A 24,045-nucleotide genomic window follows, 5' to 3' on the forward strand; every position below is an offset into this window, starting at 1 on the left:
ACTTAATTTTTTCTTAAAGATTAGAATGATCGATCACCTACAAAATTAACTTCTTCTTTTCCGTGAATTAGTGTGTATTCAAATAGATGTGTAGAGCCACTAACACTGGTATTTTCAATTAATAAACTTCCATTTAATACGAATTCTATCACCTTTTCTTGCTTAGGATATAGAGTAAAAGATTTTTTGCTCTCTAAATCCTCCTCTAAAGCAAAAAGTTCCTTATCAACTATACTATCATCCCAATATGAAGGCAAAGTTATTTTTATAAAAAAATCTTGCTTCTCGTCACTAAGGTTTTCTAAATGAATTGTACCTGTAATATAAGCTCCATTATCTTCAGATCTATACGAAATACTATTCTCCTCATAATAACTGTAAATTGCGTTTAAATTATGATAGCTACTTTTATAAATTTTTATCCCATCTTCCCATAATTGAGTCATTAAAAGAGGGATTAAAACTGCTAAAATAATTGCCTTTATTCTAATATTTGTTATATGTTTTTTTAATGATAAAAGTCCTTTAAAACCATAATACATCAGGAATAAGATGATGAAACCTGAATAATGAAAAGTAGTAAATTCTGTATGTATGGGTGGAAACATTCTCTCACTGAAAGGAGTCGAATTATTATTCGTATTTCCCATTAATACAATGCTTAATAGAACTAGAAATATATAATAAACAATTTTGTATCTCTTCATATTTATTTATCCCCTTAGCATCATTTGATCTAAACTAATCCTTCTGTATCTTTTGTGAAAACTTGAAATAAGTTGGAAATTTTATATATATGTATATACTGCTGTTCATTTAAAAAGTTTTATTTCCTTTTAAAATGAATTGTCAATGTAAAGTATCTAACACACAATTCCACAAATAGAAATAAAGCTATACTTTTTCACAAAGAGAACTTGCCGATTAACGAGAGTATAATATGCAAACACAAACAAAAAGAATCCACTTTGGAAAAAATTAATCAAAATGGATTCTACTTTTTTAAGATTAACTATTTAGTTTTTATCTATTCCTGGCAGAAGACCCCTTAATTTCTGCTTCAATAAATAATCGTTGATTTTCAATAAATCCTACCTTAGTGCTTATATCTAAATGCTTTAACTCCCTTAATTTAATAATGGGATATGGATTTTCATATGTAACATAAACATCGCTAAGTTGATTTTCTAACTTTTTAGCTAAAGTGGTTTTTCCTCCAGCCATACCACCTTGAATCGACAATATACTGTTCAAATGATCACCCTTTCTCCCTACATACAAATATTGTTACCTAACAATTGATTTAAATAATAATGGTTCCAAATATTAATTAAGTGGTTTGTTGGGAACCTTCAATGACTTTTTCTATTTAATCATAATTTTGATAAAGATAGTAGACTTTTAGACCATAATAATAAAGAAATCCCGCAAGTGTCTCCTTCGGGATTTCCAAAACAAGTGTATAGCGGGTACATGACAGGGTTAATTAAGACCAAAAAAACCGTTTTCTTTTTCCAGCGAAAGGAGACGGTTTTCTCGGTTTAGGTTTGGGAGTTGTGAGTTCATTGGCATCTGCAAGTTCTCTAGTTTGTTGATATGATTCTGAATCAGTAGATACTGGAATAAGCAATATGTCTCCTTCATAAGTTTCTGCATTTGTAATATTGTTTTGATCCACAATGGATCTAACAGATACTCTATATCTTTGTGATATGCTCAACAAATTCTCACCTCCTCTGACAATATGAGTAATCATTATTTCACCTCCTAGTACCCAATATTAATGTATGAATATGTTTTTCAATTGAAATTTTATTGTGGTAAAAATCTTGTTACTGCATAGCTGAGATTAAATCTATTTCAGTCGGTGATTGCCTCCCCTTAATAATACCTTCTCCCATAGGGATCAGCTCAGTTCGTTATTTTATTTGATATCGTATGAATGGGATGTCATCCATGAGTGGACTTATGTCTAAGGTTATATAAAACTCCACATTTGTCTGTATCAACAGGGAATGTAATGTAATAAGATGAAAGTAAGAAGTCACCAATGATTTGATCAAAAAGGCACCTTTGCTTACCTTCTTTAAAATATAAAAGCTTCTTTCACTGAATTTAGCGGAAGGAGCTTTTTAGATAGATTTGGGCATCTTTTCTGATAATAAAACTTTCACTTCGTCGTTCAGTTTCTGGTCCGTTTATAAACTACTTGGGGTATAATCATGGGTGCAACCAACAACTGGCCGGGGAAATTAAAATAAATAGTGTATATGGGGTATGGCAACTTTTTGCACTTTTTCGGACCACCCGCAATATTTTTACAGAATATGTATTTTGTTAAATTATTCATTCGAAAATCATACCATTTAGTTTGCTGAACTCATTTAAACCTGCCAATTAGAGAGCAACCGTTCTCTTTCACGAATTCTATTAAACAATTTCACGAATGACCCAAAAAGGAAGAAATCGCTGCCGTACCCCTTGATTTGAAAACAGGCACACCTTCTTCAAGAAGTGTGCCAGATTGTGAAAGATAAGATTAGTGACTCCCAATTTTATTGTTATTGTTCTTCTTTAGTTAAATATCCCAAGCAATAGACGAATTGAAATCAACCCGAACACTATCCATATATGGCCTTGAAGAACAACTAATGATTATTATTTGGTCTTTTGAGGTGTTAGTCTATTTAAATTATTTTATGCGTTTTGAAATTGAATGGTCTTCATTCAGCTCAATAAGGTCCCACAAGTTACCATATAGGTCTTTGAATACAGCCACCTTACCATAAGATTCCTCTTTAGGTTCTCTAACAAACTCTATACCCTTAGCCATCATTTCCTTGTAGTCTCTCCAGAAATCATCGGTATTTAAAAATAAAAATACTCTCCCACCTGTCTGATTACCTATGAATTGTTCTTGTTCAGGTTTTGATGCTCTAGCTAATAATATTGTTGTTCCAACGGAACCAGGAGGAGAAACAACAACCCAACGCTTATCTTGTTCTTCTTGATAACTATCTTCTATTAATGTAAAATTAAGCTTCTTCGTATAAAAGTCTATAGCCTCATCATAATCTCTAACAACTAAAGCAATATGTACTATTGATTGTTTCATGGTTTAACCACTCCTTCAAATTGGATAGTTCATTGATCTGTTTATTCTATATCTTTTTATTTATTCTTATTTATCCAACACTTTTACTTTTCCATCATTATATCCAATGATGACTTGATCAGTCATATTTACAAATAAGCCATTTTCAACTACTCCCGGAATCAGATTTAGTTTAGTATGTAAATGCAATGGATCTATAATTGATTCAAAGTAACAATCCAAAATATAGTTTCGATTATCTGTGATGAAAGCTTCATTCTTATTTATTTTTCTTAATTTTGTATGACATTTTAATTTTTGTATTTCTCTTTTCGTTACTTCATACCCGAACGGGGTAATTTCTACAGGTAAGGGAAACGAACCGAGCTTTTTCACACACTTTGATTCATCTGCAACAACAACAAGTTTTTTGGAAGCAAAAGCCACGATTTTTTCTCTTAGTAGTGCGCCTCCTCCTCCTTTTATTAAATCTAATGTAGGGTTTATTTCATCCGCCCCATCAATGGTAATATCTATGTGATTTACATCAGAAAATGAAACGAGAGGTATATTCATTTCAAGTGCTAATTTTTCTGTACTTTTTGAGGTGGGAATCCCCTTAATATTTAAACCATTCTTTACTAGTTCACCAAGCTTTTGTACTGTCCAATAGGCTGTAGAACCAGTGCCTAATCCAATGATCATTCCTTCTTTCACAAACTCAACTGCCTTTTCTCCTGCTAATTTTTTTACATTCATGCGTGATTACCTCCTGCCCTAAATAAATTCCCTCATAATTTATTTGTTCTGATAGTATAATTCATTACTTTATTTATTGTGATGTAATATGGTTTCCATAATGATATCTTTTGAGATACAAAAAAGCAGACCTTTAAATTCATATTAAAGGTCTGCTTTCATCATCTATTATTCCTCGAACTCTACATTATGATACACTTGCTGAACATCTTCTAAATCCTCTAATGCATCAATCATCTTTTCAAATTGTACTTGTACTTCTTCTGAAAGACTTATATCGTTTTGTGCAATCATTGTTATTTCAGCTACAGTAAATTCAGAGACCCCGACACTTCTGAGGGCTTCTTGAACAGCATGAAATTGATCAGGGTCTGCATAAACAATTACTGCATTATCTTCTTCTAGTATATCTCGCACGTCTACATCTGCTTCCATTAATATTTCTAACACTTCATCTGCTGATTTTCCTTCAACACCAATGACAGCCGTTTCATCAAACATATAAGCCACTGAGCCACTGACACCCATGTTTCCTCCGTTTTTATTAAATGCAGAGCGTACGTCTGGTGCAGTACGATTTACGTTATTCGTTAATGCATCTACTATAATCATGGAGCCATTTGGTCCAAAACCTTCATAACGAAGTTTATCAAAGTTCTCGTCCGAACCACCTTTTGCTTTTTCAATCGCACGATCTATTATCGCTCTTGGAACATTGTATGTTTTAGCACGCTCGAGTACGAATTTTAAAGCTTGATTTGACTCTGGATCAGGTTCACCTTGTTTTGCTACGACATAAATCTCACGACCGAACTTTGCATATATTTGACTTGTTTTTGCATCTTTTGATGCTTTTTTTTCTTTAATATTATTCCATTTACGACCCATAAATGATTCACTCTCTTTCATTCTTTAAATCAAATATATTATACCTTAATTGGGTGATTTATTAAAATGAATATTGCTAACTAAAATCAACTGTTTCACCTTATTTCAATTTGTTCATTTATTAAATATGCAAGCAAATTGTTTATCCATAAACTCTACTCATCGTTGATTTAATTTAGAACTCAATTTCATTGGCAGCTTTTAATTCAGCAAACCTTCCACCTAAAATACTGTTGTGATGTTCTATAATTTGTATTGCTTTTAATATTTTTGTGTCAAATGTGGAGTGTCCATCCTCTATTAATATATTATTATATCCCATACTAAAGGCACGTCGACAGGTGGTATCAACACAAAAATCTGTTTGCATTCCAACAATAATTAGGTTTTCTATTCCTTTTCCTTGTAACTGTTCATGTAAGTCTGTTTTGTAGAATGAATCGCATGTACTTTTCTGAATAACCATCTCATGTTCATGCGGTTTTATTTTTGGATGAATTGGCCATCCTTCTTCACTCTCAATTAGGTTAGGTGCTTCCGTATGTTGAATATAAAAGACTGGTATTTTAGAAGAACGAGCTTTCGTCAATAATACATGAATATTATTTAAAATTTTATCACTGTTATGTAAACTTCCTCCATCATATGTAAACATGATGACTTGTACATCTATAATCAATAAGGCAGTATTATTTTGCATGATCCAGATTCCTTCGCTCTTGATTTAATTTATTCATAATTTGACTTAAATGGAGTTCATCATGTTCGTTTAATTCTTCAATAAGGTAGAGTAACGAGTTAGGGTTTAATTTCCTAGTTAAATCCTCAAAGGGCATATTCATTAACAATTCACAACATTTTTTTCTCGTATCTACAAATTCATTGATTAAATCAACTTTAGAGAATTTCTTACTAGCGAGCTCATATCCAATCTGATTAAAAGAATCAAATTCGGGAAATTCCATATTTTCTCCACTTTTTACAGCAGGAATTGTATGATCAATTATATATGTATCCCAATTTAATAAATGCCCAATGATCTCACCAATAGATACTTTCCCTTGTGCAATTGGATCTAACCATAGTTGATCAGGTAACTTATTTAAAGATGTAACAAAGTTTGTAAAATCATTATATTGTTTTATGATTTCATAATAATTCATAAATCAAATCTCCCCTTACTTAATATGAATATTTTATCATGGGAAGTGATATAAATCAAACATGTGTTCTATTTCATCCTTTAAACGTTACTTCTTGATATGAAATAAAGTTCTTATCTTACCAAAACATCCAACAGTTCTTTGATTGTTTCTACATAATAAGTAGGATTGTTATCTAATAATTCTTGTTTGCTTCCATAACCATATCCAACACCAATGGATGCAATTTCGTTTTTCTGTGCTCCGATTAAATCATATTTTCGATCACCAATCATGACAATATCACTGATATTCAAGTTTTCTTTTTCTATTAAATATTGGATGATTTCAGTTTTGTCCGATCTCGTTCCGTCTAAGTTACTTCCACCGGTGAATTGAAAGTATTTTTTAATATCAAAATGTTCTAGAACTTTCTCAGCGAAAAAAGTCGGTTTTGAAGTCGCTACATACAATTGTTTATTCTGCTTTGTTAACTCCTCCAACAAATGAATCATTCCATCATATACTTTATTCTCATACAAACCCTTCTCAGAAAAATACTCTCTATAATAAGCTACTGCTTCCTTTGCCCGTATTTTATCAAATGAGTAGTATTCCATAAAAGATTCATGCAACGGAGGACCTATAAAAGGTTCAAGTTTATTTAAATCTTTCACATCAATATCAAATTTAGCCAAAGCATATTGTATTGATTTTGTTATACCAATTTTGGGATCTGTTAATGTTCCATCTAGGTCAAATAGTATTATGTTATAGTTCATCTTAGCACCTGCTTTTCATAGTCTCATGTTAGTATATTGTTCCTAACAATAGATTACAATGCTAATTTGGAACTATTCATTAATAAGCTTTTAAAGATTCCTCAAGATTTTCTATATTCATTCTTTATATCATTTTAATGCAAATTTAATGTAATTTTAAGGTTAAGAAACTAAAATAAGTGTTGTATCAAAAAAAAATCAGGGGGAAACAAAAAATGAAAAAAGCATTACAAATTTTTGCGATTCTAGGAGCTATCACTATTTTTGCAGCAGCTTGTACACCAGAGGAAACAGATGTAGATCAACAGGATCAGCAGCAAGAAGAAGGTCAACAAAATGAAGAAATGAATACTGAAGAAGAAGGTACAGAGGAAGAAGCTGCTGATGCAGATGCAACTGAAGAAGATGCAACTACTGAAGAAGATGCAACTACTGAAGAAGAAGGTACAGAGGAAGAAGCTGTTGATGCAGATCCATCTGAAGAAGACGAAGCTACTGATGAAGAAACAACTGAAGAGTCTGCTGAATAATTGAAATAAAAAGCTGATCAAATTTATATAAAACAAAAAATGATGTGACTTACATTTCACACCTAAATAGTTATACTAGCTCCACACAAAAACATATGGAATAAATTAGAATTTATACATTAAAAATCAGTCATCACATATTCTATAGCTTGGGTTCAGTTGAAATGTAAGGTGTAATCATTTTTTATATAAATTTAAATAACGATGGTATCTTCTTAAGGAAGACTGCCATCGTTATTTTCATCTATTTCATCATTTTTTTCACATATCGAGTAAATTGATCAATGTTTATCTTATGAATTATCTTAAATTTAACTTCTATTATTTGAATCGATTTATTCCTATAATGATTGAGAAAATCACAATTAGAATATATAAGCTATTTAATAATAATGAACGATTCTATATCATTATAACTTGCTCGAATTCAACTTTCTATGAATTCAATCCGAGAAATTTTCAAATTCCCCCAAGACGCTTTTTTCACAATTACATCAAACTCTCCTCTTTGTTCTTCAAGCTCTTTACCTTCTCCTTCAGGAACATAATACTTTTCTATGCCATATTCCACAAAGATGGAGTCCCCTCTAATATGTGAAACCACTGCCTCAAGATAAATGTGATCTTCCACTGCACCCTCTGGTTTACCTTGACCAATAGATTCGATTGTATAATAACCCTTCTCTTCGATTAATCTAACTGTGATTTTCTCCCCTTTAACAGGAGATTTAACTTCTTGCCATAACGTTTTAGGTATGTCATTTATCTCATAATTTAAAACGACATAATCACCGTAAAATAAATCTCTAGGATCAACAGGTACTGTTTTCAAACGTAGTTCCTTCCCAAACCATTCCACAGAATAATTACTAAGAGAAATAGATATTAAAAAACAAACTTGGAATAGGAGAACTACAATAAACCAACCTCTTTTAGAAGATCTCAATTCAATCACCTCCGCTATCAATTAGCCATTTTTTCTTTTGTTTTTGCAATATGAAGTAAATTCCAAACAGCAATCCGCCACCGAGTATGAATGAGATTGATTTCGGCATAAAATCCCAAGTCAAATTGAGATATGCTACAAGTGTACTGAATAAAAACGAGAAACTTCCCAAGTTAACAATCGTTCTATTTCTTAGCTTAAAACCATGCCATAATAAATACATTGAGAAGAAATACATCATAAATATATAGATAACATCTGTTAATGGAATCAAATAAAAAACTGGAATCATTATGACCCATTCATACCCCGTAAATAATCGATTATTCTTCCACTTAAATGCAATTGAAATCAAAGCAATAACCAAAAATGTTATAAAATGAAAGACTGAAAAAGATTCAGAACTTCGATATAAAACCATGAATAATGCAAACATAAAAACGAATAATAAACTTAATTTCCTATATATTGAAAAGAAATCATCTTTAGGGAAAATATCCGCCAACATATAAAATAAATAAACTGGGACAAGCATCCAAATCCAAGAAATATCATAATTTGAAAACAAAAACAATGATTGAATAAAAACAGAAGTAGACAACAATAAAATTACAATATGATGTCTATACTTAAATGCAAATAACCCGAGACCTATCACTAACAAAATAAATGTAACATTACTAAATTGTTCATACGTAATCAAACTAATTCCTTGCGATAAATTTAAAATCACAAGTGTTAAATAAAACAGTAATGAACTTCGATATAAAAAGGTCATTGCTAACCCTGCAAATCCCCATATTATAAATGACGTAACATCATCTGCACTTAAATGGAACATCTGTCCGGTTAAAAAGATTCCTGCACCAAAGGTAACAACCCCTAATGATATAAAGCAATGACCCATAACTAAAGATCCTTTACCAATCATTCGTTCTCCAAATTCGTAAAATCCTAACATCACAATTACAATGATTAATAATTTTATAGGATTTGAGATTAATGACCAATTAGAAGCAATAAAAGTTAGTATCCCTAATCCAATTAATAAACTAGCTAATATGGGTATAATTTTAAAAGAACGTTTATCCTGTTCTTCTTGATACAAATCAAGTATTTGATTATATTGCTCGTTTGAAATAATTTGTTTTTCAACCCATCCTAAACCTTCTTTTTGTAATAATTTTCTCATGATTACACCACCTTATAAAATTTCAACCCATTTTAAATAAATAAACTCTAATAAATTCATCTATCATCCAATATAAAACTCCAGTTAAACCGACAACTAACATAACTATAGGAAATCCATTCGCAAATAGTAAACTGATGACTGTAAATAACATAACATGTAGGAAAAAAGCGATAAATTTGCGACTATCTTTATATATTTGATCAGTTACAACATCTGATAAAATTGAAATAGGTATAGCAATGACGATCAATGGAACAACCATAAAAACCATTTGAAACGCCGTTATCAAAGATAAGTTTTCCTTTAATGCATGAGTACTTTCACCATAATAAAGTGTATAGATGGCGAACTCTATAGCCAAAATGACAATGATACTGATTGCACTTACAATTATTTTTCTTTTTAAAAAATCAAAACCCAAACGTATCCATGATTCACTCTTAGTCAACTTTACTCCTCCTTTTTAATAAGGGGTGTTTACCCATATCTATATGCTTTAATTGTATTTTTCTTTTATTATAAAAAAAATCAGTAAAAAAAATAGTACTATCTTTTTCTAGTACCATTTTTTCACAAATTTCTAAGTCATTAATTTTTTTAAAACAACCCCATCTCTTTTGCCTTCTCAGCTGCTTCTTTACTACTGGTTAACTCCAATTTTCGTAGTATATTACTTACATGATTTTTTACTGTCCGTATAGATACAACTAAAGATTCTGATATTTGAGTTTGTGTCTTCCCTTGATAAATCAAGTTTAATATTTCTAACTCAGCAGGTGTGATCAATGCTCGCATTTCTTTCACTTTATATTCTTGTTCTAATTTCTTTAATCGTTTAAATTCCTCTCGAATCTGTTCCGCAGCTTGTGCATTTATGGGGGATTGGTTTTGATAGGCAGAACGAATGGAATCAGGAATTTTTTCAAAGTCTGATTTTATGATATAATCCAGTGCCCCAGCACGAAAAGCACTAAACATCATTTCTTTTTCTTCAAGAGACGTTAGCATAATAATTCTGGCTCCATATTGTTGGCTCATTTCTGCTGTGATTTCAATACCCTCTATGCTATTCGCTAACAAAATATCCATCAATACAACATCGATTTCCACTGTTCTTATAGCTAACATCGCTTCTTCCCTATTTTCCGCCTGTGACACAACTTCTAAGTCAGATTCAGCTGATAGAAAAGAAGATAAGCCCCTTCTCCAATCTTTATCATCCTCTACGATTAAAATTTTTATTTTATCCATATGCTCTCCTTAACTTTTAGGGAATTTTAAAATTACCGTAGTACCTTCATCTCTTGTACTTTTGATATCCAGTGAACCTCCATGTTTATTCATCACGTTATACACGTAAGCCAATCCTAATCCAAAGTTCATCGTATCCTTTGTTTTTGTCGTGAAAAATGGATCCATCACTTTTTTTAAATGATTTTTGTTTATACCAAAACCAGTGTCTTTTATTTCTAATACGTGAATCTGTTTCGTTTCATAACCAATCATCTCTATCTCTCCACCTTCTGGCATCGCTTCAATCGCATTCATTACAATATTATGGAGAGTTTCCATTACATGTGTTTTATCACAGAATAAATTTATATTTTCATCTACTGAACATATGACTTTGATTTGATTAAAGTAAGGACGTGTATTTTCCAAGGTTTCATCAATCATGTCTTTAAGGTTATAACTACCCTTTTTTAAAAGAATATCGTGTGTTTGATGCTGCACTTTTTGAATCATTTGTTGAATATGTGTTGTTGCTTTTAAAATTACATCAATATCTTCTTCAAGTTCTTTTTGTTCCGTATTTTGAGCATACGCTTTTATTTTATGTCCGAACAATCTCATTTTACCTACATCATTTTTAATGGCATGATTTAAAATTGCAGTTCCTGATGTGATCGCTTGAAGTGTAATATCTAATTTTTTTCGTTCTATTAATATTTGCATTCCTAAAAATCCATAATTGAAGATAGCCAAAATAAATACAATCGTACCGTAAATGACAATCCAAGTATTATATTTCCACATTCGATAAATTTCAAAACTAGGCAAAACATAATTCATTATTAATACAAACAGCACTGTAGGTATGATGGATAAACTTGTAAGTATATGATTCCTTTTTAAATCTGGGAGCTCCTCACGTTTTGATAAAATTAAAATACTTCCAAATAAAACATACAAAACAGACCAAGATGCTAATAATGGATACAACTCTACATCTGTAACAGGATAAACAGGAGTAAATATCAACATAAGTACAATCGGTAATGATAATATATACGGAATAAATTTAAACCAACGCTTGTTTACAAATATAGGTTGATAATATAAAGAAAACAGGATATAGCTGTAAGGAATCCCATAATAAGAAAATCCAGAGCAAGTAACTTGAATTCTATATAATATAGATTGCAGTACGACAGTATCAGTTTGCTCTCTTACAAAAGGAAGAAGCTGCTCTCCAATTAGAATCGCAATGGCCCCACATCCACCACAAAATAAAAGTACACTTAACCAGCGGATCGAAATATTTTTTGGATCAAATCTTAATAGTATAAGGGCAATGCCCCATAAAGCAATCAAAACAAATAACATACAAATTTCCACTTCCTCAGTACAGTTTCTATTCCTTTTTGATGATTTTACAATATTCAACCAATAAATACCACAAATCCACCACTTATTTAAAAAGTAGATAACCCAGTAAATTCTTGAACTCGATAAAGTACTTTCTTCCACTTTGAATCATCTTGATATTTTTTATATTCAACAGTATATTGTCCCTCTTCGTTGTTCCATATTTTTGAGAAATATGAATTCATCTCAATTTCAAGTGCCTGCCCATGTGGAATGATGAATTGAATATTCATTTCCAGATTATAGTCGCGAATATTTCTTCTTGTGAAATTAGCTGATCCACCTGTTACTATTGTTTCATGTTTTTTGTTAATAATTAAAAATTTAGAATGATATTGTTCTCCTTGAGTATCATACCATCTCACCTCTATATTACCCTTCCCTTTATTTAATAGTTCACTAGCAACCTGACGATTTGGGATACCGTTCTTTTTCCTTCCAAAAGCGTCTTTATTAGGATCTAAAATCATTTGTATCTTTACACCTTTTTCAGCAGCTTCTGCTAAAGACTCAATGATTTTTCGATCAGATAAATAAAATACTCCCAATTTTATCTCATCCCCAGTAGAGGTATCAAGTATGTTTTGTAAGATTTCTTTTCCAATCTCCCCTTCTGTTATTAACTTAGCCTTTATATCCCCTTTTTCAATATCTGTAAATTTTCTATTTGCTAACTCTAATCCTGATAATTTTGCTACTGCACGTTCAGCTTCATAAATATCTTGTAAAATTCCACCTTTCACTACAAATGCAATATTCGAGTGATATCCGCTTGGATCATGAGGGTTTGCCGAGCTAACAATTGCTTCCTTTTCAGTAAGAACTACCTTTCTATGATTTGCCTTAAAGTTGACTAATTCTAAATAGGATCGTAGTGAGACATCAGGTGAATCCAAACTAAAAGGATTCGTTATCCACCCTTGATCAGATGTTCCAAACCACTGTACAAAAGATCTCCAAAAACCTGAATAAATAGGATTAGAGTCGCGTAATTTCGTCATATCTGTATATACCACTTTTACATCATTTTCTATTAGTTCTTCGATAAAACGTGATGAATAAGAGCCATATAATGTATTGATTTCATCTGTGATAAAAACGATCTCAATATCTGGTTGCTGTTGTTTCTTTAATATCAAGTGATTTGTTAGTTGTTCAGAGATATTTGGATAAGTGCCTGATTCAGCATTAGTTGACATTTCATCAGAAACAATTTGTGCCTTTTGTCTTACATATTCATCATTAAACAAAAAAGCATCCACTAAAATAAATTCTTCTGCTTCATCAATCATATTGTAAATACGATCAAATATTTCTTGCTCATGCACGATTCTTCCATCTTTTTGATAAGTTAAATCGTTTAAAAATTCTACATTTGATACATTATGATTATCACCATTCACAGATATTCCTTCAGGTAACGGTTTATAAACACCATATATAGAAATACACATATATATCACAAGAACAATTGAAAATACAACCTTAAATATCTTCATAGTATACACAAGAGGGTATCTTTCTTTCATTATCGTATTTTCACTCCTTACTATATATTAAATTCAAACCGTCATTTGGAATTCTATTTTGCTTCAAAACTAAAGGATAAATTTATTTTTAATCTTACCAATAGTTTAATCATGATGTTCCTAAATATATAGTACTATCATTTTCTAGTACCCTAAGATTCTTCACCACTCTGTAAAATTTATCTGGTTTGAGACTCATAGAGTTTTGTCGCTATATATTTTCACCATTTACAATGATGTCATCAAAATCAGGGATTGACAATCATATATCCTAATGTTAGGATATATTTATCCTATTTTAAATATATATAATTTTAGGATAAATGAAACGATCATATTTTAATGAGAACTATTTATATAAAAAAAGGAGAATGATTTACATGGATATTCGAATATTTAAGCCAGCAGATCAAGGGAAAGGTGAGTTTGATGGAGGGAAAATAAAACTACAGAAACCAATCGGTTTTCCCGGGGAAGGATCAGTAATTAATCGACTTGGACCTCTATTTTATTTTTCATGGGGAAAAACAGAAGGTGAAGGTGGTATCGGATTACATCCACACCAAGGATTTGAGATATTATCCTATGTGCTTAAAGGAAATAGCTATCATCGAGATACACTGAACACAGAAAGTGTTGTAAGTGCTGGTGGTGCTCAGTTAATGAAAGCTGGATCTGGACTCTCACATGCAGAATCCCATCGTGAACCTACTGAAATGCTGCAAATCTGGTTTGAGCCCTACTTAAAAGAGGCTATTCATCGTGAGCCAACTTATACAAATTATATTCATGATGAATTCGTAACGACTGACAAAGATGGTGTAAAAATCAAAACGATTATTGGTGAAAATTCCCCTATAGATATAATAACTGATGCTCAAATGTATGATGTGACTATATCAAGTGGATCCTCTTATCAACATACGCTTGCTTCTAATCGTACATTAGCTGGACTAATCATAAAAGGTGATGGCTCAATCACAAGTAAAAATGCGATTGAATTTAAACATAAAGATTTTGTAAACGTTCATTCTTCAGAAGAAGGAGAAGTAACATTCCATTCTGATAACGGAGAAGTTCGAATCATTTTCATAGAGGTACCTATTAAGGTTGACTATCCATTGTATAGTAAACGTCATTAAACTAATTTGTATAGACTCCCTTATCATTGAGGGAGTCTTTCACTATCATATTGTATGACGTATGCATGTTAGTTTGTATATGATACAATATTGTTGCATTTAATATAATGTTTAATTTTATTATTTAAATTACAATGAATTTATATATTTTCTCGATTAACCAGTCGAAGGAGGCTGAAATATGTACCGTGGAGATGAACAAAGTGAGCTTGATTTAAGACTTTTTAGAATATGGATGAAAGCGAACAAATCTGTTTCTGACAATGTTAGTAAGGACATCAAAGAAAGTGGTGTCGCCCCAGATCATTTTATGATACTCGAGCTTTTATATAATAAAGGTCCTCATCCTATTCAACGCATTAGTGAAATTTTTTCTATTCCAAGTGGAAGTATAACTTATGTGGTTGATAAATTGGAACAAAAAGAGTTTGTTAAAAGACAAGCTTGTCCTACTGATCGAAGAGCTTCAAATGTTGTACTTACTGAAAAAGGGGAGTTGTTATTCAACAAAATATTTCCAAAACATGTTGAGACGATTTCAAGTAATTTATCTTTTATCAGCAATGAGGAAAAGGAAACTTTAATCGATTTGTTAAAAAAGATTGGAATGGGTTCTGCAGGACTAAAATAGTGCATATACGATTTGTATATTTAAGAAAACCTTCAACATATAAGTTAAAGGTTTTTTTAATTTAATTATGAAATAAGATTAAACATTCTTTTTTCTCATCATATCTAAAGCATGAACAGGTTGATCTACCTTCATTCTTAAAGTCATCAAAGGATGTCTTGCAACAGCGATTTCAGTTCCTTTGTCGTCCCAGATTTTTTCAACGGTTTGTTTGAAAAACGTTCCATTTGGACCGAAAAATTCAATTTCCTGTCCAACTTTAAAATGATTCCGTTGCTGAATCGTTGCCATTCCTGACTCCTCGTCATAATCTAGAACTAACCCCGCAAAATCAAAATTAACTAATTTATCTTCAGCTTCATAAATATGCTCCCCCGCACCTGGTGTTTTATAAAAGAATCCAGCATTTAATGGACGGTTCGCAGCTTTATGAATTTCATCAAACCATTCTTGTTTTAATTCATAGTTCTCAGGGTTTTCCATATAAGCATCGATGGCTTGACGATATGCATTCACTACTGTCGCTACATAATGAATACTTTTCATACGTCCTTCGATCTTAAAGCTATCTATACCAGATTCAATAAGCTCTGGGATATGCTCAATCATACCTAAATCCTTAGATCCCATTGTAAACGGATCATCTTCATCGACTGTAAACATTGGATGTTTTTCATCACCTTCATATAAATCATAATACCAACGACAAGACTGAGAACATCCACCACGATTTGAATCACGATCCGTAAAATGGTTAGACAACACGCAACGTCCAGAATAAGAAGAACACATCGCACCATGGATAAAGGCTTCAATTTCAATATCTACCTTATCTTTAATTTCAATTATTTCTTCCATGTTCGCTTCACGTGCTAATACAACCCTTGGTAGTCCTTCATCTTTCCAAAATTGCACCGCTTGCCAATTCATCGTTGATTGCTGAGTGCTCAAATGAACCTCTAATTTCGGAGCGACTTTCAATGCTGTATTTACGATAGCTGGATCAGCTGCAATAATAGCAGAAATACCCACTTCTTCCAATTGTTTTAAATACTCCTCTAACCCATCAAAATCCTCATTATGTGCATAAATATTTGTGGCCACGAAAACCTTAGCCCCGTACTTCTTGGCAAATTCTACACCTTGCCTCATTTCCTCTATACTGAAATTATCTGCATTAGAACGTAACCCAAATCTTTGTCCGCCTATATATACCGCATCCGCTCCGTAATGGATTGCAAATTTTAATTTTTCTAAATTTCCCGCAGGTGCTAACAGCTCGGGTTTTTCTAATTTTCTTCTTGTTGAACCCGGTGACTTTTTAGTAAGTACCGTCATCGCTCAACACCTCCTACTCAGTATACTTGCTCTTTAAAAAAGAAACCGTAAGACAATTCACGATCTGGATCTTGTACTTGTTTGATCTTTTCTAACCATTCAGGATTAAACTCGTAGGATTCAGGGTTTTCAAAGTATAAATCTATCGCTTCACGATAACAACGTACAACGGTTTCATTGTATTCAATCGATTTTAACAATCCTTCAATTTTAACACTATCAACAGGCTCTCCCAACACTTCATCTAACACATCAATTGTACAAATATCATCAGCACTCATAATGTGTGTACCATTTTCATCCTCATAAATAGGCAGTTTTAAATCCTGTCTCTCATATTCTACTAAATACAAGTTTCGATCTTTATCGAATTTATCTGTGACTTCATTATTGATATGACCCATATAACTTTTCACTAATTCACGCTTGGAATGGTAAATGTTTGTAATCCCGTGAATTTGAATTTGAGTTTCTAGCTTTAATTTATCGCTAATTTCTTGAATTTCCTCTAAGTTTAACTCTCTAGCTAATGTCATACGAGTAGCACCTTTTGTTCCCCAATAATTAGCTGTTACATAATTTGTAGATGTCATTTCCGTATTCCAATGTAAATTCATTTTAATATTTAGCTGTTTTAAGACTGAAATAATCGCAGGATCACCAAATACGATGGCATCCACTTGATAATCATGTAGAGCTCTTAAATAAGATGGTAATGTTTCCATCTGCGCATTATTAAAGATGTTGTTTACAGCTACATAAATCTTAACCCCTTTTGCATGGGCAATTTGAATTGCTTTTTCGATTTCTTCTAAACTAAAATTACCAGGCAATCTTACTCCGTACTCATTATGCCCAATATTCACTGCATCTGCTCCTGCTTGGATCAATCGCACTAACTCTTCTAAGGAGCCAGCTGTAGCTAACAGCTCTGGTTTTGTTCTCATTTTTTCACCTCGTAAAAGAATGTTCAAGCATTCCCTACTTACCACAAGCTAATTCTCTGGTATCAGTATCATATACTGTTTACGTAGGAGCAGCACTTCAAGTGCTGTTTATTCATGCTGTTATTTCTGTCTGATCACTTTTTTGGGTATATATTGACATAGCCAATCCGTCTCCAATGGAAACAAAGCTAGTTTCTAGTTGTGGATGATTGGCCAACAATTCATTATATTTATTCAGCTTATCAATCATATTGCGAAATCTTGGCTCTAGTTCATCTCGTTCTTTTGTAACAAAACCTTGAAAAAATACATTATCTGAAACAATCACAGCTCCCTGGGTACAATGTTGTAAAGACAACTCTAAAAACTTTGTATATTGCCCTTTAGCCGCATCTATAAAAACAAAATCAAAACTCTCTTGCAAAGTAGGTATCGTGTCAGCTGCATCACCAAGGATGAGTTTCACTCTATCCGACACCCCTGCTTCTTGAAAATTCTGTGCTGCTCGTGTTGCTCGTTTTTCATCCATTTCTAATGTTGTAATTTGTGCCTTAGGTGTAGCTTCTGCCATATGAATTCCAGAATAACCGATTGCAGACCCAATCTCAAGTATATGTTTAGGTTGAATACTTTGCAGTAATACCTTAATAAACTGGATACTCTGAAGCTGTATGTTAGGTATACCTTCTTTTTTTGCTTCCTTTTCTAGCCTTTGCAGAACGTCATTTCGATCTGGAGTCAGTTTCAAAATATACTCATTTATTTGTGGATCTATCATATTTATCACCTTTAATTCTCTTAATTTTGAGCCATTTGTTTACTTTTTTCAATATTTTGCAAATGCCCTGCATAAGTTTCAGCAAATAAATGCTCCTGACTTCCATCTTTTTTTGTTACATAGTAATAATAACTTGTTTCTTCTGGATAAAGAGCCGCTTCTATTGATAAAATACTTGGACTTGCAATGGGCCCAGGTGGTAATCCCTCAACATAATACGTATTATAAGGACTTTCTATCTCTAAGTCCTCATACAATAAACGTTCCTTTGGTTCTTCTAACGCATATTGTACAGTAGCATCAATTTCAAGTTTTATGCTATTATCCCTTATTCTATTATAAATTACACCAGCTACAGTTTTTCTTTCTTCATTCACAACTACTTCTCTTTCAATAAGTGAAGCAATCGTCATCATTTCATGAAAAGAGATACCTTGTGTTTCAAGCTGATCTTGCCAGTTTTCTGGTAAAGTCTGTAATTTCCTATCCAACTCTAAAAGCATCCTTTCAACGATATCCTGTTCACTGCTATCAGCTTTCATTTCATACGTTTCAGGAAAAAGATAACCTTCTAACACATGTTTTAAATTTTCATCTTCTGGTATATTTTTGATGGATTCGCTTAAAAACAACTCGGGTTGCAACAGCAATTCATGTAAAACATCTATGTTAACTAATTGCTCTTGACTCAGCTTGTCCGCAATTTGAGATACAGTATAACCTTCAGGAATTGTGAATTGAATGGTATCAACTACAGTTTCACCATTATTAAATTTTTGAATAATTTCATCAATCGTGATCCCTGGCTTCATTTCATATTCTCCTGCTTGGAAACGTTGCCCTTCACCCTTGAACTTTAAATAATAAGTAAAGGATGTTTGATTTCGAATAAGTCCTTCATTTTCTAAGCGTTTTGCAATTTGTTTTGAATTCATGCCTGCATCAACAATGAAACGTATATTTTCATCTTGTGCTTCAACTGGCTGTAAAGAGCTATACCCATAAAAAGCGCCACCTGCTACGACCCCTACAATTAAAAAAATAATAAAAGATATAATGGACAATACGATTTTTACTTTTTTCCATCTCTTACGGGGTTGATTTTCTTCAACAAACTCTTCTTGATTTTCCAAGGCGAAATTCCTCCTTATAAACAACTTTAATAAAAGATTAAAAGCTCCATTTTCAGCACAAAATTTACTCTCATACGTAGAAAAAAGCGGGCTAGGCCGCTCAATTCTCATTCATTATAGCATATTTTTATTCTTGTAAGTCAGATTCGGTTAGTAACGTATTAAAAGTTTCTTCAACAAGATTCCATTCCTCATCATCATCAATGGTGAAAAGTTTCAGGTCATCCCCATCCTCTTCATAACGGAATGGATACACTTCATCAACTTCTTCATCTTCATTAGCATTCGCATTTTCAGGTACAACCATCATGTATTTTGCACCTGTTTCATGAACTTCAAATTGCATAATAATCTCGAAAGGTTCATCTTCACCCTCATCATTTTTAATAAATATTGATCCTAAATCATCTTCTAGTATTGTTTCGTTATTATTTTCTTCACCCATCATTAAAACCTCCTATATTTAACTATTTTTTTGCATCTAAGTAACTTTGCAAAATAAATACTGCTGCCATTTTATCAATCACTTGTTTTCTTTTTTTTCGGCTCATATTAGCCTCTATTAAAGTGCGTTCAGCTGAAACAGTTGTTAACCTTTCATCCCACATATGAATGGGCAACTCCAACTTTGCTTCAAGAGTTTCACCATATTGAATGCATAGCTGACCACGCTCTCCGATGCTCCCATCCATATTTTTAGGTAATCCAAGAACAATTTCAGATATGTCATATTCTTTTATGATTTCTCGCAACCTGGATATATCTTCTTTTTTGCTCTTTCTTCTAATAACTTCTACACCTTGTGCTGTCCAGCCTAACTCATCACTAACAGCAATACCAATTGTTTTATCCCCGTAATCTAAACCCATTTTTCGCATGCAAAAATCTCCTTAACCCCTGATACATCTCCAAGTTGTAAAAAGCCCGATGGAGAACCATCGGCCTTTGAATTCTAACGATGCTGACTTAAGTATGAACGCACTAATTCTTCAATGAGCTCGTCACGTTCTTGTTTCCCAATCATCGTTCTAGCATTATTATGTCGGGGAATATATGCAGGATCTCCAGACAACAAATATCCAACAATCTGATTGATTGGATTATATCCCTTTTCCTTTAAAGCGTCATATACGGTTAATAAAATATCCTGAGATGTTGCCTCACCATCTTTGTTCATTTTAAAATGCATTGTTCTATCCATGTTGTTGTTCATCACCAGCACCTCCCGATTTGTATACCACTATACAAAATAACTCTATAGATCACTTATAAGGCATACATCTATTACAATAGAGTATATTAGCTTCATCATATCATAAAATAGAATTGAATAGATGTTAATTCTGTTTATTTCTCTTGATTTTGTTTAATAAAAGTTTCAACACTATCAAGTGCTTGTTGCAATTTAGATGGATCCTTACCTCCAGCTTGTGCCATATCTGGGCGACCACCTCCGCCACCTCCACAAATGGCAGCTACTTCTTTAATAATTTTACCTGCATGGTAACCTTGTTTTACTAAGTCAGATGTAACTGCAGAAGCCAGCTGTACCTTTCCTTCATTCACAGTACCAAATACGATTACAACTGATTTTAACTTTTCTTTAAGTTCATCAATCATGGAACGCATTGTATCCGCATTTACTTGTTTCAATTGTGCAACTAAAACGGGTACATTTCCAACCTGTTTCACCTGATCAGATAATGACCCTGCTTCAATCGTGTTTAATTTCCCACGTAATGATTCATTTTCTCTTACAAGCTCTTTATTTTGTGATAATAACATTTCTATTCTTTTCGGTACTTCATCAATTTTTGTTTTAAGCAGTTGAGATCCTTGATCTAAAAGTTCTAGTTGATTTGATAAAAATTGATAAGCATGTTTTCCAGTAACAGCTTCAATACGTCGAATACCAGAGCCTATTCCATTTTCACTTAAAATTTTAAACAATCCAATTTGTGAAGTTTGATTTACATGACAACCTCCACATAATTCAATGCTGTAATCCCCAACTTGAACTACTCTAACAGTGTCGCCATATTTTTCACCAAATAACGCCATAGCTCCCATTGCTTTTGCTTCATTTAAAGACTTTTGCTCAATTTTCAATGCTGTATTTTTCCAAATTTGTGCGTTCACTTTTTGCTCTATTTGTGTTAATTCTTCTTCACTTATACTCCCAAAATGAGAAAAATCAAATCTTAATCTTTCTGGTGCAACTAATGAACCGGCTTGATTGACATGATCACCTAATACTTCCTTCAAAGCTTTATGTAATAGATGAGTTGCGGTATGATTTTTAACAATATCTTCTCTCATTTCTTTTGCAACAGAGGCACTTACTTCATCGCCTACTTTAATAGTGCCAGATTCAATCTTTAATGTGTGAACATGCTGACCATTTGGTGCTTTAAAAACATCTTGTACATTTCCTTTAAAAGATGTATTCTCAAGTTTTCCATGATCACTTACTTGTCCACCACTTTCAGCATAAAATGGTGTTTGATCTAATACAACTAGGCAAGTATTACTTTCACTCACAATATCTACAAGTTGATCATTAAAAATGATGGCTTCAACTTTTGCACGAACCTCCAAGTTATTATATCCAACATATTCACTTTTAACCTCTAAGTCAGTTAGTGGACCTCCCTGAACCTTCATACTATCCACTTCTTGTCTTGCTGCTCTGGCTCTCTCACGCTGTTCCTGCATGGCTTTTTCAAATCCATCATGATCTACTGTGAAACCATTCTCCTGTGCAAAATCTTCTGTTAAATCTAAAGGGAATCCATAAGTATCATATAATTTAAAAGATTGATCTCCAGTAATTTCAGATTTTCCTTGTTTGTTGGCCTCTTGAATCATTTCAGCTAATATATTTAAACCATCTGATAAAGTTTCATGGAAACGTTCTTCTTCAACACGAATAATTTTTTCAATGAACTGTTGTTTTTCTACAATTTCTTTATAATATCCACCCATAACAGAGGCAACGATTGGAACTAAACGATATAAAAACGGTTCATTTACGCCAAGTACTTTCCCATATCTAACTGCTCTGCGAAGCAAACGTCTAATCACATATCCGCGCCCTTCATTAGAAGGTAGCACACCATCACCTATTGCAAATGCAACTGTCCGAATATGATCCGCAATAACTTTAAGTGCAACGTCAATTTCAGTATTTTCTTTATACTTTACGTTCGCAATGGAGCATGTTTCTTCAATAGTCGGAAGAAACAAATCTGTATCAAAAGTAGAATCTACATCTTGTAATATTGTTGTGAATCGTTCTAACCCAGCCCCTGTATCTATATTTTTATTAGGTAACGGTGCATACGATCCATCTTTATTATGATTGAATTGAGAGAACACAAGATTCCATACTTCTAAAAACCGTTCATTCTCACCCGCTGGATTAACCTCTGGATCAGATAAATCCCCATAAGCATCTCCACGATCATAAAAAATCTCTGTACAAGGACCACAAGGACCTTCACCGATATCCCAAAAATTATCTTCATCTAATTTATATATTCTTTCTTCAGGAATACCTATTTTTTCTTTCCATATTTTATAAGCTTCATCATCTTCATGATACACTGTGACAGATAATCGGTCTGGATCAAAGCCTATCCACTTTTTATCCGTTAAAAACTCCCATGCCCAAGTAATTGTTTCTTCTTTAAAATAATCACCTATGGAAAAGTTGCCTAACATTTCAAAGAGTGTATGATGACGTTTTGTTTTACCTACATTTTCAATATCATTGGTACGAATACATTTTTGAGCATTTGCAATACGAGGGTTGTCCGGTTTCACTGTACCATCAAAATAACGTTTTAACGGTGCCATCCCTGCATTAATCCATAATAATGATGGATCGTTATGTGGAACTAATGAGGCGCTTTCTTCTATCTTATGCCCTTTTGTTTCAAAAAAGTCTAACCACTTTTGACGTATTTCTCCTGACTTCATTCTTGTTACCTCCTCAAGAACCGTGTGTATATTAAATAAATTACTTCATTAAAAAAGTCCCTTTACAGGGACGAATAAATAGTATTTTTTCTATGTATTTCAATGAATTTCCCTATATTAATTCATTCAAAAATTATAAACTTATCCATCTTTATTGTCAAACTATAGGGGCTAAACGGCAAGTGAATACAAACAATATATTATAACGTTAAATAATAAAATCATTTATTAGACATAGGATCAAAGAAATCATCAAAATCATAATTTTCATAAAAACTTCTTTCTCCTGTAAGTAACCACTCATCTATTGCTTTCTTAGGAAAATAATATAGATTATTTATTCTTATAGATGGAATATCAAGTAAAGTGTGCACTTCATTTGGATTAATTTCAGGTACGATTTTATCAAGAGCTTCTTTTTCTAATCCTAGGTATTTTCCTAATTCTATTTTAGTTAATAGTTGTTTTTCAGGTTGGTTATTTGTATGCATTGCATTAGAAATAAGCCAAGCACTAATCATCATACAAATGCCAAGATACACAATAGCATAAAGTATTTTTTTATCCAATGTTTATATAAC

27 protein-coding genes are annotated in these 24,045 nt (G+C 32.5%); 3 read left to right on the forward strand and 24 right to left on the reverse strand.

Annotated elements, in window-relative coordinates; genetic code table 11:
• Positions 1-20 precede the first annotated feature (20 nt).
• The 9 genes from EPK97_RS04065 to EPK97_RS04105 form a co-directional block, all read right to left on the reverse strand.
• On the reverse strand, positions 21-707 hold the full coding sequence (locus EPK97_RS04065; protein ID WP_162035296.1) for a hypothetical protein: 687 nt from the start codon (positions 705-707) through the stop codon (positions 21-23).
• Between the two features lie 316 nt (positions 708-1,023).
• Entirely contained in the window at positions 1,024-1,254 is a 231-nt protein-coding gene (locus EPK97_RS04070) for a hypothetical protein (RefSeq protein WP_162035297.1), read from the reverse strand.
• Between the two features lie 232 nt (positions 1,255-1,486).
• Positions 1,487-1,756: a LysM peptidoglycan-binding domain-containing protein gene (locus EPK97_RS04075; RefSeq protein WP_162035298.1), complete on the reverse strand. Its 270-nt coding sequence runs from the start codon at positions 1,754-1,756 to the stop codon at positions 1,487-1,489.
• Between the two features lie 936 nt (positions 1,757-2,692).
• Positions 2,693-3,115, reverse strand: a complete 423-nt coding sequence (locus EPK97_RS04080) for a VOC family protein (RefSeq protein ID WP_162035299.1) — start codon at positions 3,113-3,115, stop codon at positions 2,693-2,695.
• Positions 3,116-3,181: 66 nt separating this feature from the next.
• Complete coding sequence (gene rpiA / locus EPK97_RS04085) at positions 3,182-3,853, reverse strand: ribose-5-phosphate isomerase RpiA (RefSeq protein ID WP_162035300.1); 672 nt, start codon at positions 3,851-3,853, stop codon at positions 3,182-3,184.
• A gap of 168 nt (positions 3,854-4,021) precedes the next feature.
• Positions 4,022-4,741 carry a YebC/PmpR family DNA-binding transcriptional regulator gene (locus EPK97_RS04090; protein ID WP_162035301.1) on the reverse strand — a complete coding sequence of 240 codons (720 nt, stop codon included), beginning with the start codon at positions 4,739-4,741 and terminating at the stop codon, positions 4,022-4,024.
• 175 nt (positions 4,742-4,916) lie between these two features.
• On the reverse strand, positions 4,917-5,441 hold the full coding sequence (locus EPK97_RS04095) for a cysteine hydrolase family protein (protein ID WP_162035302.1): 525 nt from the start codon (positions 5,439-5,441) through the stop codon (positions 4,917-4,919).
• Positions 5,431-5,904 carry a DinB family protein gene (locus EPK97_RS04100; protein ID WP_162035303.1) on the reverse strand — a complete coding sequence of 158 codons (474 nt, stop codon included), beginning with the start codon at positions 5,902-5,904 and terminating at the stop codon, positions 5,431-5,433. The genes EPK97_RS04095 and EPK97_RS04100 overlap by 11 nt, the downstream gene beginning before the upstream one ends.
• Before the next feature lie 113 nt (positions 5,905-6,017).
• Positions 6,018-6,665, reverse strand: a complete 648-nt coding sequence (locus EPK97_RS04105; protein ID WP_162035304.1) for an HAD family hydrolase — start codon at positions 6,663-6,665, stop codon at positions 6,018-6,020.
• Between the two features lie 215 nt (positions 6,666-6,880).
• Here EPK97_RS04105 and EPK97_RS04110 point away from each other — a divergent pair, with 215 nt between their 5' ends.
• A complete protein-coding gene (locus EPK97_RS04110) occupies positions 6,881-7,195 on the forward strand; it encodes a hypothetical protein (protein WP_162035305.1) in 315 nt (104 codons plus the stop codon).
• A 427-nt stretch (positions 7,196-7,622) separates the two neighbouring features.
• Here the strand turns inward: EPK97_RS04110 and EPK97_RS04115 are convergent, their stop codons facing one another.
• From EPK97_RS04115 to EPK97_RS04140, 6 genes are all read right to left on the reverse strand, one after another.
• Positions 7,623-8,141, reverse strand: coding sequence for a GDYXXLXY domain-containing protein (locus EPK97_RS04115; protein ID WP_162035306.1), 519 nt, complete (start codon positions 8,139-8,141; stop codon positions 7,623-7,625).
• Position 8,142: 1 nt separating this feature from the next.
• A complete protein-coding gene (locus tag EPK97_RS04120; RefSeq protein WP_162035307.1) occupies positions 8,143-9,333 on the reverse strand; it encodes a DUF2157 domain-containing protein in 1,191 nt (396 codons plus the stop codon).
• A gap of 22 nt (positions 9,334-9,355) precedes the next feature.
• The gene (locus EPK97_RS04125) at positions 9,356-9,784 is read right to left on the reverse strand and encodes a hypothetical protein (RefSeq protein ID WP_162035308.1); all 429 of its coding nucleotides are present in this window, start codon (positions 9,782-9,784) and stop codon (positions 9,356-9,358) included.
• Positions 9,785-9,933: 149 nt separating this feature from the next.
• On the reverse strand, positions 9,934-10,587 hold the full coding sequence (locus tag EPK97_RS04130; protein WP_162035309.1) for a response regulator transcription factor: 654 nt from the start codon (positions 10,585-10,587) through the stop codon (positions 9,934-9,936).
• Positions 10,588-10,596: 9 nt separating this feature from the next.
• Positions 10,597-11,943, reverse strand: a complete 1,347-nt coding sequence (locus EPK97_RS04135; protein ID WP_162035310.1) for an ATP-binding protein — start codon at positions 11,941-11,943, stop codon at positions 10,597-10,599.
• Between the two features lie 89 nt (positions 11,944-12,032).
• Positions 12,033-13,514, reverse strand: a complete 1,482-nt coding sequence (locus EPK97_RS04140) for a phospholipase D family protein (protein WP_240903673.1) — start codon at positions 13,512-13,514, stop codon at positions 12,033-12,035.
• A gap of 380 nt (positions 13,515-13,894) precedes the next feature.
• Here EPK97_RS04140 and EPK97_RS04145 point away from each other — a divergent pair, with 380 nt between their 5' ends.
• Both EPK97_RS04145 and EPK97_RS04150 read left to right on the forward strand, forming a co-directional pair.
• Positions 13,895-14,656 (forward strand): pirin family protein, encoded by a 762-nt coding sequence (locus EPK97_RS04145; protein ID WP_162035311.1) that lies wholly within the window; start codon positions 13,895-13,897, stop codon positions 14,654-14,656.
• A gap of 181 nt (positions 14,657-14,837) precedes the next feature.
• On the forward strand, positions 14,838-15,287 hold the full coding sequence (locus EPK97_RS04150; protein WP_162035312.1) for a MarR family winged helix-turn-helix transcriptional regulator: 450 nt from the start codon (positions 14,838-14,840) through the stop codon (positions 15,285-15,287).
• A 78-nt stretch (positions 15,288-15,365) separates the two neighbouring features.
• Here EPK97_RS04150 and EPK97_RS04155 read toward each other — a convergent pair whose 3' ends face one another.
• The 9 genes from EPK97_RS04155 to EPK97_RS04195 form a co-directional block, all read right to left on the reverse strand.
• The gene (locus tag EPK97_RS04155) at positions 15,366-16,625 is read right to left on the reverse strand and encodes a peptidase U32 family protein (protein ID WP_162035313.1); all 1,260 of its coding nucleotides are present in this window, start codon (positions 16,623-16,625) and stop codon (positions 15,366-15,368) included.
• 17 nt (positions 16,626-16,642) lie between these two features.
• Entirely contained in the window at positions 16,643-17,572 is a 930-nt protein-coding gene (locus tag EPK97_RS04160) for a peptidase U32 family protein (protein ID WP_162035314.1), read from the reverse strand.
• A gap of 112 nt (positions 17,573-17,684) precedes the next feature.
• Complete coding sequence (locus EPK97_RS04165; protein ID WP_162035315.1) at positions 17,685-18,350, reverse strand: O-methyltransferase; 666 nt, start codon at positions 18,348-18,350, stop codon at positions 17,685-17,687.
• A 20-nt stretch (positions 18,351-18,370) separates the two neighbouring features.
• Complete coding sequence (gene mltG / locus EPK97_RS04170; RefSeq protein ID WP_240903674.1) at positions 18,371-19,483, reverse strand: endolytic transglycosylase MltG; 1,113 nt, start codon at positions 19,481-19,483, stop codon at positions 18,371-18,373.
• Between the two features lie 127 nt (positions 19,484-19,610).
• Positions 19,611-19,928, reverse strand: coding sequence for a DUF1292 domain-containing protein (locus EPK97_RS04175; RefSeq protein WP_162035317.1), 318 nt, complete (start codon positions 19,926-19,928; stop codon positions 19,611-19,613).
• Positions 19,929-19,950: 22 nt separating this feature from the next.
• The gene (ruvX, locus tag EPK97_RS04180) at positions 19,951-20,361 is read right to left on the reverse strand and encodes a Holliday junction resolvase RuvX (protein WP_162035318.1); all 411 of its coding nucleotides are present in this window, start codon (positions 20,359-20,361) and stop codon (positions 19,951-19,953) included.
• A gap of 74 nt (positions 20,362-20,435) precedes the next feature.
• Positions 20,436-20,696 carry an IreB family regulatory phosphoprotein gene (locus tag EPK97_RS04185; protein WP_162035319.1) on the reverse strand — a complete coding sequence of 87 codons (261 nt, stop codon included), beginning with the start codon at positions 20,694-20,696 and terminating at the stop codon, positions 20,436-20,438.
• Positions 20,697-20,830: 134 nt separating this feature from the next.
• Positions 20,831-23,464 carry an alanine--tRNA ligase gene (alaS, locus tag EPK97_RS04190; RefSeq protein WP_162035320.1) on the reverse strand — a complete coding sequence of 878 codons (2,634 nt, stop codon included), beginning with the start codon at positions 23,462-23,464 and terminating at the stop codon, positions 20,831-20,833.
• Between the two features lie 221 nt (positions 23,465-23,685).
• Positions 23,686-24,033 (reverse strand): helix-turn-helix domain-containing protein, encoded by a 348-nt coding sequence (locus tag EPK97_RS04195; protein WP_162035321.1) that lies wholly within the window; start codon positions 24,031-24,033, stop codon positions 23,686-23,688.
• Positions 24,034-24,045: the final 12 nt, after the last annotated feature.

The sequence above is a fragment of the Chengkuizengella sediminis genome (genome assembly GCF_010078385.1).
GTDB lineage: Bacteria > Bacillota > Bacilli > Paenibacillales > KCTC-33759 > Chengkuizengella > Chengkuizengella sediminis.